Source organism: Paracidovorax sp., assembly GCF_057642795.1.
Window position 1 is genome coordinate 93,573 of sequence record NZ_JBXYZY010000009.1, and the last position, 14,081, is coordinate 107,653.

Sequence of the window (14,081 nt, forward strand, 5' to 3'; positions counted from 1 at the left end):
TTTAAAGTGTTTTAATAACCTTGATTGCTGCAACCCCCAGGCCGAATTGCGAAAGAATTTGAGTCCAGTCCTTCAATTGCCGAGCCACGAAATTCCGGGTGGTTTCGCGATCCAGTTTTTCAGGTACTACGAGGGCGTCACCCGGCATCAGCTTTAGGTTGTCGAAGCCACCCCAACCGAACAGGCTGCCTACGTTATTGCGGCTTACGATGCTGCCGTCCGCACGAAGCACGAACATTTGGTCCGGGTCGGCCTCTTCACGCAAGCCTGCGACCTTTACGATGTCACCGACCGTACGGCCTGGGCGGTAGATGAATACGTTTTCGTTGTTAACTGCTCCAGTAGCAGTTACAAAGCCTGGGGTGGCCGGCACGACAATGTGGTCACCGTCTTCGAGTGGGAGTTCGGGTAAGCTGGTGAGTGTGGCGTTTTCCGGATTCAGTTCAAGGGAAATACGGCCATTGCTTTGCAGTTTGCGCAGTGCGTCTAGCTGATTCCGGGCGAGCTGCTGCTGCTGCTGCATCAGCGCCGCTTGCGATGCGGTATCACCGGAGTTGCGGTTGGCCAGCAGAAAGAGAATCTGACTCTGTTGCTGGCTTTCCAGTCGGCGGATCAGCATGTCCAGGTTTTCTTGCTGTTTTTTGCGGACGGAGTCGCGGTCAATGGACAGGCCGTAGATATAGGCTTGGGGCGTCAGGCCACCTACGCGGCGCAGCAGATCGCTCAGGGTCTCACCGGGCTGGGCTTCATACAGGCCGGGGGCTGCTACCTCGCCTTCAATGCGCACTAGGCGGGTCTGTCGCTCCACAGGCAGTTTCAAGTCTTTCTGGCTGAGGATGGAGACTACGTCACCGGGTTGCAGTAACAAGTTTTGAGATTCGTCCTTCTGAATCACTGCGCGCCCCAGGTTGAACGGGATCAGAGTTGGCCGCAGTTGCGCTTTGTCTAGTCGCTCGATAACTGCGTAATCCCAGTTGATCTGGTCGACCATGTTCTTGAATCGATTATCAAGATTTTTGCCTGCAGAGTCCTTCTTTGACGCCGGCGAATCCGCGGCGATGTTCTGCACCAGCAGGTTCTTGCGCAAGTAATAGTCGGACGTAATCAACGCGTCCTGCTCAGGGATCAGATCGCGGATGCGCATGCCGTCGAACCAGCGGTAGCGCAGCGGAGCCGCCACATTGCCTTGCAGCGTGACGGCGTTGGCGAAGGCGGGGCTGATGCTCAGCAGGGTCACGATGTCGCCGTCGCGCAGCGGCTGCTTCAGGCCTTGGGCATCCAAGGTCAGATCCTGAACCTGGCGGGGCGGAGACATCGTCGGAATGACGCGCTCGATCAGGGCCTTGCGCGAGGTGGCCAGGACGGGAACGCCGCCCTTGAGCGAGAGGATGTCCCCTACGGTGCTGGGGCTGCCGTCGGCCTGGGGTTTCAACTCATAAATGGCCGGCGTATCGAGCGCGCCGCTGAAGGCCACGCGCGGGCCGGCGGGGGGGATGACAATGACGTCGCCGGGCTGCAGGGCCACATCGTTGCTCTTGTCACCCCGGCCGATGAAGTCGTACAGGTCCAGCGTGGTGACGAGCTTGCCGTTGCGCTTCAACTGGATATTGCGCATGCTGCCCTGGCTGCTGGGGCCGCCGCTTGCGAAGAGGGCGTTGACCAGGGTGTCCAGGCTGGAGAGTGTGTAGGTGCCGGGTTGGCGCGCCTGGCCCACCACATAGACCTGGATGCTGCGGAGCTGGCCCACCGTGGCGCTCACTTCGAAGTCGCGGAAGGTCCGCCCGATGCTGTTGCGCAGCGTGTTGCCGATCTCGGACACGCGCACGCCGGCCACGTTGACCGGGCCAATGCGCGGGATGCTGATCTGGCCGTTGCGGTCCACGCGCAGGTTGCCTTGGTAGTTGACGCTGCCCCAGACTTGCACGGCGAGCTCGTCGCCGGGACCGATCAGGTGGTCCACGGGTGCGGGAGAGGTCGCGTCCGCACGGTAGGCGTCGGGCTGGGAAAACAGGTCTTGCCCATAGATGGGCAGCATCAGGCCGGTCGCCTGCTGCACGAAGGTCTGGAACTGCAAAGGCGCTTCGGCTGAGCGCGCAGACGGGCGATTGCGTGACGCGCTGCCAGGGTCGGATTGCGGGCCGTTGCTGCGTCCTTCATCGCCTGCGGTGCCTAGTCGTGAAGTGCCCGGGGCGTCGTTGTTCAGATTCAAGGGGCCCGCAGGCATGCCGTTGGGCATCTGCATGGCCGAGCCGTTGCCGCCCGTGCCCATGCCCTGGCCGCCGTTGCTCGTCCCTTGACCGGTGCCAGAGCCCATTCCAGTGCCGCCGGCTGCTCCGCCCGAAGTGGTGCCGTAGCCGAGTCCACCCATGCTGGAACTGCTGCCGCCCGGGGTTGCGAGGGCACCGGGGCCCGTGGAGCCCAGGCCCTGGGCCTCGGCGCCGAGCTGCACCGAGCTCAAAAGTAGCGCAGCTGCTGCAAGATGGATGTGGAGCGCTTTCGGGCGCACAGAAAAAATGTTCATGGAGATACGAAAGCAGAGAGAAATCAAAGGCGTGACGCTAGGAGCAGGCTGAAGATGCCTGCCCATGCGTCATGGAGAAGAAACGAGCAAGGAGTGCGCAAACCCATGGGATTCAGAAAGGTGCTATCTGCAGTCCTGAGCGCGGTCTCCGCTAAGCCCGGCCCATCGTTTTCTAGGGGAGAAGCGAAGCGGGCGCTTCTCCGGATGGGGGATCATATGCGAGCGCCTAACAGCTTCCTGAGTGTGATTGCACTATTGATACACCTAATTCTGTTTCAAGAAGATACTTAATTGCGACAAATACATGACATTGGAACCACACGTCTTGCTCACTTCTTCGATGTGCGATGTTCTTCGCCGCATGGTTCGTGCGGGTCGCCCGCCGTTGCATACCCTGGGGCCTGCGCGGGCGCGGGCCGCTTACGAGGTGGGCGCCGGGGTGCTGGAGGTGCCCAAAGCTGAGCTGGCACGAGTGGAAGAGCTGTGCATCCCCGCCCGCGACGGCGCATTGCTGTCGGCCCGGCTCTATGCCGGCCGCCCGAGGGATGCCGCTGCTGATCCCGGCTTGCCGCTGCTGCTGTATCTGCATGGCGGCGGTTTCACCGTCGGCAGCGTGCAGACGCACGACGTGCTGTGCCGCGAGCTGGCCCGGCTCTCGGGCTGCATGGTCGTGTCGCTCGACTACCGGCTGGCGCCCGAGCACCGCTTTCCCACCGCGTCCAACGATGCCTGGGATGCCCTGGTCTGGCTCTCGCAGCACGCGGGCGAACTGGGAGCGGACGCCGCTCGTCTGGCGGTCGGGGGCGACAGTGCTGGCGGCACCTTGGCGGCCGTGAATGCCATCCTTGCGCGCGATGCGGGCCTGCCGCTGGCGCTGCAGCTGCTGATCTATCCCGGCTGCACGGCGCACCAGGACACCGATTCGCATCGCCGCTTCAGCCATGGGCTGGTGCTGGAGAGTGAGGCCATCGACTGGTTCTTCGGCAACTACGTGTCCAGCCCCGCCGAACGCGAGGACTGGCGCTTCGCCCCGCTGCTGGCGCCTGATGTGGATGGCGTGGCTCCGGCGTGGGTGGGCCTGGCCGAATGCGATCCGCTGGTGGATGAGGGCGTGCAGTACGCCGACAAGCTACGGGCGGCCGGCGTGCCGGTGGATCTGGAGATCTACCGTGGGGTGACGCATGAGTTCATCAAGATGGGCCGCGCCATTCCGGAGGCACGTCGCGCGCATGCCGATGCCGCCCGTGCATTGCGCGAGGCTTTCGGTATGTCCGAGCTGGCAGGGCAGGGGGCCGCATGAGCGCACCCATTGACTCCGCCGCGTCTGCCGCCGGCATCGAAGCTCCGGCCAATGCCGCGCGGCCGCAACCGCTGCAGAAGGCCGGCTTCCGCTGCCTCCACCGCCTGCGGGTGCGCTGGGCCGAGGTGGACATGCAGAAGATCGTCTTCAATGCCCACTATCTGATGTATATCGACACGGCCATGTCGGATTACTGGCGTGCCCTGGCATTGCCCTATGAAACGGCCATGCCCACTCTGGGCGGCGAGCTCTATGTGAAGAAGGCCACGCTGCAATACCACGCATCGGCCCGGCTGGACGACGTGCTGGACATCGGCCTGCGCTGCGCAAGCGTGGGCCGGTCGTCGGTGCGGTTCGAGGCAGGCATCTTTTCCAGTTCGGGGCAGTTGCTGGTCGATGGCGAAATGATCTACGTCTTCGCCGATCCGGCCACGCAGCGGCCTGCGCCGGTGCCCACGGTGCTGCGGGATCTGTTCAGCGCCTTCGAGGCCGGCGATCTGGTCGTCGATGTGGAACTGGGCCCCTGGTCCACGCTGGGCGAGGCCGCCGGGCCGCTGAGGCAGGCGGTGTTCGTGCAGGAGCAGGGCGTGCCCGCAGCGCTGGAGGCCGACGCGCTGGACGCCACGGCCCTTCACGCCGTGCTGCGCAACCGGCTGGGCGCCGTCGTGGCCACGGGGAGGCTGCTGCAGCCTGCGACTGGCCTCGGCCGCATCGGGCGCATGGCGGTGGACCGGGCTCTGCGCGGCCAGGGCTGGGGCGCTGCGGTGCTGGATGGGCTGGTCGAGGCGGCGCGTGCGCGTGGCGACCAACTGGTCGAGTTGCATGCGCAATGCAGTGCCGAGGCCTTCTACCGGCGGGCAGGGTTCTCGCCGGTCGGTGCGCCTTTCGAAGAAGCCGGCTTGCTCCACGTCACCATGGAGCGGTGGCTGGCTGCCGAGGGCGAATAGGGGTTGCCGGCGCTGCTGTCAAGCCGTTGCCTTGCTATGTTTTCAATAGCTCATGGCGCTTTATTTCCGAGGGCTCCCGCCGATAAAGGCCGGGTAGGCTCAGCCCCTCGGGCCGGCCCACGGGTCGGCCAACCCGCTGCGGCTCAGAGGTCTTCCAGCAGCGCGTAAGGCAGCGGCAGCAGCGTGACGGCAGGGCCCTCTGCCGCGTTGCCCACCCGCAGGCCGGCGTCTGGCGTGGCCGAGGCGATCTGCAGCGACAACAGCGCATCCACGCCGCCATTCGGCGCCGCGGCGGACTGCACCACGGTGCCCACAGGCTGCTCGGCGTCGGCCTGGGCGAAGACTTCGGTGCCGGCTGCGGCGGCGTCGGCCGTGGCACCTGGCAGATGGGCCACATAGGTACGGCGCTTGAGCGTGCCGCGGAACTGGCTGCGTGCCACCACCTCCTGGCCCGGGTAGCAGCCCTTCTTGAAGTTCACGCCGCCCACCGATTCGTAATTGAGCATCTGCGGCACGAAGGCGTCCACCACCGGCGTGGTGAGCGTCGCGACGCCGCTCTGCACCTCGCTCCAGAGCCAGAGCGTGGGCTCCAGCGCCGCGCCGGCCGGGGCGGGCGTGCCGGCGGGCGCCACCCAGAGCGCGCGGGCCTGGCCGGCAGCGGGGTAGAGGCGCACCACGGCGGCACCGCCTTCCAGATCGCGCTTGGCCCAGGGCTCGGCGGCATCGGCCAGCACGGCCTCGGCGGCGCTGCCGGCCAGGCCGTAGAGCGCGAAGTCGGCCGTGGCGTCGGTCAGCCGGGCTTTGGCCCGCAGCACGAACATGGACAGGCGCTTGAGCGTGGCGGGCAGCAGGTCGCGCGAGCAGATCAGCAGCACCTCGGTACCGCCCGAGGCGCCGGCACGCTTGAAGCCGATGAAGCTCGCCTGCATGCGCCCCTTGGCCGAAAGGAACCCGGCCAGCCGGGCGTGCTGCAGGCCCAGCAGGGCGAAGTCCTGGGTCAGCTGACCATGCAGGAAATGGGCGGCGTCCTCGCCTTCGACGCGGATCACGCCCAGGTGGGAGAGGGGAGTGGCGCCTTCCAGCGGCGCGGGCAGGGAAAAGGTCATGCTGAATTATGATGCCCGGCTACTTTTCTATGGAGTGCAGGGTCGTCGTGCGTCGTTTCATCGCGTGGATATTGGTATTGGTTCTGGCGGTGGGCGCCGTGGCCGCGTGGTGGCTGCAGGCGCCCATGCTCATGCGCCCACGCGCAGGCGTGGCGGCCGACCAGCCGCTGGAATTGGCCATCGACCCCGGCACCACGCCGCGCGGCGTGGCCCAGGCCGTGGCAGCGGCGGGCGTGGCCATCGACCCGCGCGTGCTCTACGCCTGGTTCCGCGTGTCGGGCAAAGACCGGCTCATCAAGGCCGGCAACTATGAAATCCCCGTGGGCACCACGCCCTACGGCCTGCTGCAGAAGCTGGTGCGCGGCGAAGAGGCCCTGCGCGCCGTGACGCTGGTGGAAGGCTGGAACTTCCGCCAGGTGCGCCAGGCGCTGGGCCGTGAAGACCAGCTCAAGCACGACACGGCCGGGCTGACCGATGCCGAGATCATGCAGCGCCTGGGCCGCCCGGGCGTGCCGCCCGAAGGGCGCTTCTTCCCCGATACCTACAACTATTCCAAGGGCACGAGCGATCTGGCCCTGCTGCGCCGCGCCCTGCACGCCATGGATCACCGGCTGGAAGCCGCCTGGGCGCAGCGCGCGCCCGATACGCCGCTCAAGTCGGCCGACCAGGCGCTGATCCTCGCGAGCATCGTCGAGAAGGAAACCGGCCGCGCCTCCGACCGGGCCCAGATCGCCGGCGTGTTCGTCAACCGCCTGCGCGCCGGCATGCTGCTGCAGACCGACCCCACCGTCATCTACGGCATGGGCGAGAAGTTCGACGGCAACCTGCGCCGGCGCGATCTGCTCACCGACACGCCCTGGAACACCTACACCCGCCCCGGCCTTCCGCCCACGCCCATTTCCATGCCGGGCAAGGCCTCGCTGCTGGCCGCCGTGCAGCCGGAGCGCACCAATGCGCTGTACTTCGTCTCCCGGGGCGATGGCAGCAGCCAGTTCAGCCCCACCCTGGACGAACACAACCGCGCCGTGAACCGCTACCAGCGCGGCCAGACGCAGCAATGAATCCAGCCATGGGCCTATCTCCGCATTCCTCCTCCGCATCTTCCACCGCCGCTGCGCCCGCTGCCGGCGGGGCAGGGCCGCAGGGCGTCTTCATCACCTTCGAGGGGATCGACGGCGCCGGCAAGTCCTCGCACATCGAGTCGCTCGCCGCCGCGCTGCGCGCCCAGGGCCGCAATGTGGTCGTCACCCGCGAGCCCGGCGGCACGCCGCTGGCCGAAAAGCTGCGCACGCTGCTGCTGGGCGACGCCATGGACCCGCTGACCGAGGCGCTGCTGGCCTTCGCCGGCCGCCGCGACCACCTGCGCTGCGTGATCGAACCGGCCCTGGCCCGAGGCGACGTGGTGCTGTGCGACCGTTTCACCGATGCCACCTTCGCCTACCAGGGCGCGGGGCGCGGCTTCGACACCCAGGTGCTATCGATATTGGAGCGCATGGTGCAGGCCACACCTGGGCTGGAGGGCGATTCCATCCGAAACCCCGACCTCACGCTGTGGTTCGACCTGCCGCCCGCCGAGGCCGCCGTCCGGCTGGCCGGCGCGCGCGCGCCCGACCGCTTCGAATCGCAGCCCGAGGCCTTCTTCGCCCGCGTGGCCGACGGCTACGCCGCCCGCGCCGCCAGTGCGCCGGGGCGCTTCGTGCGGCTCGATGCCCGCCAGGAGCGTGCGGCCGTCTGGGCACAGCTCGAACAGGCCCTGGTCGCGCGCGGCTATCTGACACGGGCCGCGGCATGACCGAAGCCGCCACGCCCATCGCCCCCTGGCTCGACCGGCAGCGGCAGGCGCTGCTGGCCCAGCGCGGCCATGCCTGGCTGCTGCAGGGGCCTTCCGGCCTGGGCCAGTACACGCTGGCGATGGAGCTGGTGCGTGCCTGGCTCTGCGATGCGCCCACGCCAGAAGGCGCCTGCGGCCACTGCACCAGCTGCCATGCCATCGACGTGCGCGCGCATGCCGACCTGTGCGTGCTCATGCCCGAAACGCAGATGGTCGAGCTGGGCTGGCCGCTGCCCGAAAAGGCCCAGGCCGAGATCGACGACAAGAAGCGCAAGCCCAGCCGCGAGATCCGCGTGGACGCGATGCGCGATGCAGTGGAGTTCGCGCAGCGCACCTCGGCGCGCGGGCGCGGCAAGGCGGTGCTGGTCTATCCGGCCGAGCAGATGAACCACGTCACCGCCAATGCGCTGCTCAAGACGCTGGAGGAGCCGCCCGGCGACGTGCGCTTCGTGCTCGCCACCGAGGCCGCGCACCAGCTGCTGCCCACCATCCGTAGCCGCTGCCTGGGTCACACCATGGTCTGGCCACACGAGGCCGAGATGCTGCCGTGGCTGGCCGCGCAGGGCGTAGCGGCCGATGCCGCCAAGGCCTTCCTGCGCGCCGCGGGCGGGCGGCCTGCCGATGCGCTCGCTCTGGCGCAGGCCGGCCGCGGCCCCGAGTCCTGGTCACGCCTGCCGCGTGCCATGGCGCGCGGCGATGCCACGGCTCTCGCCGACTGGTCGCCCGCAGAGGCCGTGGACGCGCTGCAGAAGCTCTGCCACGACCTGCTGGCCCAGCGCGTGGGCGCCGCCCCGCGCTACTTCGAGGCCGCCGACCTGCCCACGCCCCCGGGTGTGGGGCCACTCACCCGCTGGGGCCGGGCGCTGGCCAAGGAGTCGCGCACGGCCGACCACCCCTTCAACGCCGGCCTGATGCTGGAAGCGCTCGCGGCGCAGGCGCGAAACACCCTACACTCGCGTTATTGACCGGCCGCAGCCCCGCTGCCGTGCCCACCGCCTTTCGCACCGCCCGCCACCCCTTTCTTCCATGAGCAGCCCTTCCTCCACGCCGCGCCCCAGCGTCATGCAGCTGGCCATCAAGGAAAAGGCGGCCCTGTACGCAGCCTACATTCCGTTCTTCGCCGAAGGCGGCATCTTCGTGCCCACGCCGCGCGACTACCGCCTGGGCGACGATGTCTATGTGCTGCTGACCCTGCCCGAAGACACGCAGCGCTACCCGGTGGCCGGCCGCGTGGCCTGGGTCACGCCCGCGCGGGCCGCAGGCAACCGCATCCAGGGCGTGGGCATCCAGTTCCCCAAGGACGAGAAATCCCTGCAGCTCAAGGCCAAGATCGAAGCCATCCTGGGCTCCAGCCTGGGGGCCGACCGGCCCACGCAGACGATCTGATCCGACAGGGCGCGGCGCCGTTACTGCTCACAATGCCATGCCGATCGTGATCCACGGTCGGCATTTGCTTTTGCGGCATGGGTGGCATCGGCGGCGGTCCCACACGGGTCTCCGCCTTTTTTCGGGCCCGGCGCTGAACCTTCTGACACGGCGCGCCTCCATTTCTCCAATCACTGCACTGCCCGCATGTTCACTGACTCCCATTGCCATCTCAACTTTCCCGAGCTGCAGGCGCAGCTGCCGCAGATCCGCCAGGCCATGGCCGAGGCGCGTGTCGATCGTGCGCTCTGCATCTGCACCACCATGGAAGAGTTCTCCAGCGTGCACGCGCTGGCCACGGCGCATGACAATTTCTGGGCCACGGTCGGCGTGCACCCCGACAACGAGGGCGTGACCGAGCCGTCCGTGCAGGACCTGCTGGACGGCGCCGCCCTGCCGCGCGTGGTGGCCATCGGCGAAACCGGGCTGGACTACTACGGCATGGACGACCGCAAGGGCGGGCGCACCGTGGCCGACCTGGAATGGCAGCGCGAGCGCTTCCGCACCCACATCCGCGCCGCGCGCGCCACGCGCAAGCCGCTGGTCATCCACACCCGCAACGCCTCGGACGACACCCTGGCCATCCTGCGGGAAGAGGGCGAGGACGGCCCGGGCAACCGGGCCGGCGGCGTGTTCCACTGCTTCACCGAGACCGCCGAGGTCGCCCGGGCCGCGCTGGACCTGGGCTACTACATCTCGTTTTCCGGCATCGTCACCTTCAAGAACGCCCAGCACCTGCGCGACGTGGCGGCCTTCGTGCCCATGGACCGCATGCTGATCGAGACCGACAGCCCTTATCTCGCGCCGGTGCCTTACCGGGGCAAGACCAACACGCCCGCCTACGTTCCCTTCGTTGCCCAGCAGATCGCTGCGGTCCGGGGCGTGCCGGTGGAGGATGTGGCGGAAGCCACCAGCCGCAATTTCGACAACCTGTTTTTCAAAGGAGTGACGCCATGACGATCCAGCGGCGGCATTGCATGGCCTGGGTGGCCATGCTGGCGATGGGGGGCTGCGCCCACGCGGGAGCCCACGACGAGTTCTTCACCGCGATCATCCGCGACAACGGCGATGCCATCACGTCGCTGGTCAAGCGCGGATTCGATCCCAACACCCGCGATGCGAAAGGGCAGGTGGGCCTGACGCTGGCGCTGCGCGAAGGCTCCATGAAAGCCTTCGATGCCTTGATGAAAGCGCCGACCATCAACGTGGAGGCGCGCAACGCTCAGGACGAAAGCCCGCTGATGATGGCCGCCATCAAGGGCAACCTGCCAGCCGCGCGCGCCCTGATCGCCAAGGACGCTGACGTCAACAAGACCGGCTGGGCGCCACTGCACTACGCGGCTTCCTGTACGACGCCGGACGCCGCGCCCATGACGGCGCTGCTGCTTGAAAACCATGCCTACATCGACGCGGGTTCGCCCAACGGCACCACGCCGCTGATGATGGCGGTGCGGTATGGTGCCGGTGACGTGGCGCGCCTGTTGCTGGAGCAGGGGGCCGACCCGACCATCAAGAACCAGCTGGGCATGACGGCCTACGATTTCGCCAAGGGCGCAGACCGTAACGACATGGCGGATCTGGTCAACGCAGCCGCGCGCAAGCGCCAGCCGCAGCCCAGCCAGGGCAAGTGGTGATGGCCTGCTGGGAGCCTGGCTGAAGGGGGGGCGTGCGGGGCCTTTCACCGTCGCCCCCCGCGTGGACCCTGGTTTCAGTGCAGGCCGCTGCGAGCCTGTAGCCGGGCGTAGAGGCCGCCGCGGGCGATGAGTTCGGCGTGCGAGCCCTGTTCCGCGATACGGCCGCGTTCCATCACCACCACGCGGTCAGCGTGCTCGATGGTCGACAGGCGGTGGGCGATGACCAGCGTGGTCCGGCCACGCATCAAGCGCTGCAGGGCATCCTGCACCAGCCTTTCCGATTCGGTGTCCAGCGCGGAGGTGGCTTCGTCCAGGATGAGGATGGGCGCATCCTTGTAGAGCGCCCGGGCAATCGCCAGCCGCTGGCGCTGACCACCTGACAGCTGCGTGGCGTTGTGCCCGACCAGCGTGTGCATGCCTTGCGGCATCGCCGCCACGTGGCCGGCCAGGTTGGCGGCATCCAGGCAGGCCTGCACACGGGCTTCGTCGATGGCGGCGCCCAGCGCCACATTGGCGGCCACCGTGTCGTTGAACATCACCACGTCCTGGCTGACCATGGCGAACTGGCTGCGCAGCGCGGCCAGGTCCCACTGCTGCACCGGCAGGCCGTCCAGCAGCACCTCGCCTGAGGTCGGCGCCAGAAAGCGCGGCAGCAGATTCACCAGCGTGGTCTTGCCCGCACCCGAAGGGCCGACCAGCGCCACCACCTCGCCGGGGCGGATTTCCAGGTTGACCTGGTCCAGCGCCGGTGCATGCTCGGCGCCGAACGACACGCCCACGTCACGCAGCGCGATGGCGCCGCTCGCGCGCTGCGCGCGGTGTTCGCCGCCTTGCTCGGCTGGCGAGCTTTCCAGCAGGGCCAGGCCGCGTTCCAGCGCTGCCACCCCGCGGGTGATGGGGTTGGCCACGTCCGCCATGCGGCGCATCGGGGCGATCAGCATCAGCATGGCGGCGATGAACGAGGCGAAGCCGCCCACGGTGATGCCGCGCGTGCCGGCGGCCTGGCTCTGCCAGAGCGCGATGCAGATCACGGTCGAAAGCGCCGCGGCGGCCAGCAACTGGGTCAGCGGCGTCATCGCGGCCGAGGCAATGGTGGACTTGATGGCCAGGCGGCGCAGGCTCTGGCTCAGGTGGTCGAAGCGCCTGGCCTGGCCGGGCTGGGCGCCGTGCAGGCGCACCATGCGGTGGGCCAGCACGTTTTCCTCCACCACGTAGGCCAGGTCATCGGTGGCTTGCTGGCTGCTCTTGGTGAGGCTGTAGATGCGCCGCGACAGGCTCTTCATGATCCATGCCACTCCGGGCACCAGCACGGTCACGATCAGCGTCAGCTGCCAATTCAGGTAGATCAGGTAGCCCAGCAGCGCCACCAGTGTGAAACCGTCGCGCGATACGCCGATCAGCGCCTGCACCAGCGACTGAAAGCCGGTCTGCACCTCATAGACCACGGTGTTCGAGAGCGCGCTGGCCGACTGCCGGCTGAAAAGACCCATGTCGGCCGCCAGCAGGCGATCGAACAGAGCGGTGCGCAGTTTCAGCATGCCTTCGTTGGCGATGCGCGCCAGCGCGTACTGCGCGCAGAACTGCGCGATGCCGCGCATGAGGAAGACGCCCATGATGGCCAGCGGCACCATCCAGAGCTTGAGCGTGCCCTCTGTAAAGCCCTGGTCCAGCAGGGGCTTGAGCAGGGCGGGGATGAGCGGCTCGGTGATCGCGCCCATGAGGGTCGCGGCAATGGCGATGGCCCACAGCGCATGCTGATACCCGAAGTACGGATACAGGCGCTTGATGCGGGCGAGGAGGGTGGGGGTCCTGGTTTCCCCCACTGGCGGCACCTGCGTGGCGCTATGATTCGGAACTTGCATGAGGGATCGGATTCTACGTTTTGGCTTTGCACAGATTGTCACAGGCATCGTTAGGTGATGTGTAACATGCACGGCTCCGTTGCCAGCACTCACGGTTACCCGATCGTTGGACCAATGACTACTGACCGAACTCCTCATCTTCTCGCTCCCCTTGCGGCCGCGCCGCGACTCTCCCGCCGCCATATGGTCGCCGCTCTCGCAGCTTCCTCGGCGCTTCCCGCCGTTCCGGCCCTGGCGCAGTTCCGTGTCGAGATCAAGGGCGTGGGGCTGACCCAGCTGCCCATCGCCATTGCGCCTTTTCGGGGCGAAGCGCAGTCTCCGCAGAAGATTTCTGCCATCGTGCAGGCCGACCTCGAGCGCAGCGGCCAGTTCGTGGGCGTCGATGCTTCGGACGCTTCGCTCGACGAATCCTCCCGTCCTGACCTGGCCCAATGGCGCCAGAAGAAGGCGGACTCCCTTGTGTCTGGCAGCGTCACTCGCCAGCCCGATGGCCGCTACGACGTACGCTTCCGGCTGTGGGACGTGGTGAAGGGCCAGGATCTGGGCGGCCAGAGCTTCGTCATCACCGAGGGCGATCTGCGCCTGGCAGCCCACCGCATCGCGGACTTCGTCTACGAAAAGCTGACCGGCGAACGTGGAGTGTTCTCCACCCGCATTGCCTATGTCACCAAGGCGGGCGGACGCTACAGCCTCTGGGTGGCCGACGCCGATGGCGAGAACGCGCAGTCGGCGCTCTCCAGTCCCGAGCCCATCATCTCGCCGGCCTGGTCGCCCACCGGCGGCCAGCTGGCCTATGTGTCTTTCGAATCGCGCAAGCCCGTCGTTTATGTGCACGACGTGGCCACTGGCCGCCGCCGCCTGATCGCCAATTTCCGCGGCTCCAACAGTGCTCCGGCCTGGGCGCCGGACGGCCGCTCGCTGGCCGTTACGCTGAGCCGTGACGGCGGCTCGCAGCTCTACCTGATCGACGCCAACGGCGGCGAACCCCGGCGCCTGATGCAAAGCAGCGGCATCGACACTGAACCGGTGTTCTCCAGCGACGGACGCAGCATCTATTTCGTGAGCGACCGCGGCGGCTCGCCGCAGATCTACCGCGTCGCCTCCAGCGGTGGCAACGCCGAACGCGTGACCTTCTCTGGTTCCTACAACATTTCTCCGTCCGTCAGCGCGGATGGCCAGTGGTTGGCCTATATCTCTCGGGTCGGCGGGGCGTTCAAACTGCATGTCATGGACCTGAAAGCGGGCACCGTGAATGCCATCACCGACACCTCTGCTGACGAGAGTCCGAGCTTCGCCCCCAACAGCAAGCTCATCGTCTACGCGACCCAGCAGCAAGGCCGCGAGGCGCTCATGACCACCACTCTGGACGGCCGCATCAAGGCCCGCCTGGCAGGCAAGAGTGGCGACATTCGCGAGCCCGACTGGGGCCCGTTCCAGAAGCAGTGATTCACCCTT

Annotated in this window: 12 protein-coding genes; 9 read left to right on the forward strand and 3 right to left on the reverse strand. The window is 67.3% G+C overall.

Annotation, left to right across the window (positions count from 1 at the left end):
* Position 1: 1 nt before the first annotated feature.
* Positions 2-2,521 carry a polysaccharide biosynthesis/export family protein gene (locus AC3A84_RS05240; protein WP_487968591.1) on the reverse strand — a complete coding sequence of 840 codons (2,520 nt, stop codon included), beginning with the start codon at positions 2,519-2,521 and terminating at the stop codon, positions 2-4.
* 304 nt (positions 2,522-2,825) lie between these two features.
* Between AC3A84_RS05240 and AC3A84_RS05245 the strand changes: the two genes are divergently transcribed.
* Together AC3A84_RS05245 and AC3A84_RS05250 are read left to right on the forward strand one after the other, a co-directional pair.
* On the forward strand, positions 2,826-3,821 hold the full coding sequence (locus AC3A84_RS05245; protein WP_487968592.1) for an alpha/beta hydrolase: 996 nt from the start codon (positions 2,826-2,828) through the stop codon (positions 3,819-3,821).
* Between the two features lie 71 nt (positions 3,822-3,892).
* Positions 3,893-4,768, forward strand: coding sequence for a YbgC/FadM family acyl-CoA thioesterase (locus tag AC3A84_RS05250; protein WP_487968625.1), 876 nt, complete (start codon positions 3,893-3,895; stop codon positions 4,766-4,768).
* 143 nt (positions 4,769-4,911) lie between these two features.
* On the opposite strand, the gene ygfZ is transcribed toward AC3A84_RS05250, so the two are convergent.
* Positions 4,912-5,874: a CAF17-like 4Fe-4S cluster assembly/insertion protein YgfZ gene (gene ygfZ, locus AC3A84_RS05255; RefSeq protein WP_487968593.1), complete on the reverse strand. Its 963-nt coding sequence runs from the start codon at positions 5,872-5,874 to the stop codon at positions 4,912-4,914.
* A 29-nt stretch (positions 5,875-5,903) separates the two neighbouring features.
* Here ygfZ and mltG point away from each other — a divergent pair, with 29 nt between their 5' ends.
* From mltG to AC3A84_RS05285, 6 genes are all read left to right on the forward strand, one after another.
* A complete protein-coding gene (gene mltG, locus AC3A84_RS05260) occupies positions 5,904-6,935 on the forward strand; it encodes an endolytic transglycosylase MltG (protein WP_487968626.1) in 1,032 nt (343 codons plus the stop codon).
* 8 nt (positions 6,936-6,943) lie between these two features.
* Positions 6,944-7,666: a dTMP kinase gene (tmk, locus tag AC3A84_RS05265; protein ID WP_487968594.1), complete on the forward strand. Its 723-nt coding sequence runs from the start codon at positions 6,944-6,946 to the stop codon at positions 7,664-7,666.
* Complete coding sequence (locus tag AC3A84_RS05270) at positions 7,663-8,670, forward strand: DNA polymerase III subunit delta' (protein WP_487968595.1); 1,008 nt, start codon at positions 7,663-7,665, stop codon at positions 8,668-8,670. Before tmk ends, AC3A84_RS05270 begins: the two co-directional genes overlap by 4 nt.
* A gap of 61 nt (positions 8,671-8,731) precedes the next feature.
* The gene (locus AC3A84_RS05275; protein WP_487968596.1) at positions 8,732-9,091 is read left to right on the forward strand and encodes a PilZ domain-containing protein; all 360 of its coding nucleotides are present in this window, start codon (positions 8,732-8,734) and stop codon (positions 9,089-9,091) included.
* A 186-nt stretch (positions 9,092-9,277) separates the two neighbouring features.
* Entirely contained in the window at positions 9,278-10,087 is an 810-nt protein-coding gene (locus AC3A84_RS05280) for a TatD family hydrolase (protein ID WP_487968597.1), read from the forward strand.
* Positions 10,084-10,764, forward strand: a complete 681-nt coding sequence (locus AC3A84_RS05285; RefSeq protein WP_487968598.1) for an ankyrin repeat domain-containing protein — start codon at positions 10,084-10,086, stop codon at positions 10,762-10,764. The genes AC3A84_RS05280 and AC3A84_RS05285 overlap by 4 nt, the downstream gene beginning before the upstream one ends.
* Before the next feature lie 74 nt (positions 10,765-10,838).
* On the opposite strand, the gene msbA is transcribed toward AC3A84_RS05285, so the two are convergent.
* Positions 10,839-12,626 (reverse strand): lipid A export permease/ATP-binding protein MsbA, encoded by a 1,788-nt coding sequence (msbA, locus tag AC3A84_RS05290; RefSeq protein ID WP_487968599.1) that lies wholly within the window; start codon positions 12,624-12,626, stop codon positions 10,839-10,841.
* 114 nt (positions 12,627-12,740) lie between these two features.
* On the opposite strand from msbA, the gene tolB reads away from it, so the two are divergent.
* A complete protein-coding gene (gene tolB / locus AC3A84_RS05295; protein WP_487968600.1) occupies positions 12,741-14,072 on the forward strand; it encodes a Tol-Pal system beta propeller repeat protein TolB in 1,332 nt (443 codons plus the stop codon).
* Positions 14,073-14,081 lie beyond the last annotated feature (9 nt).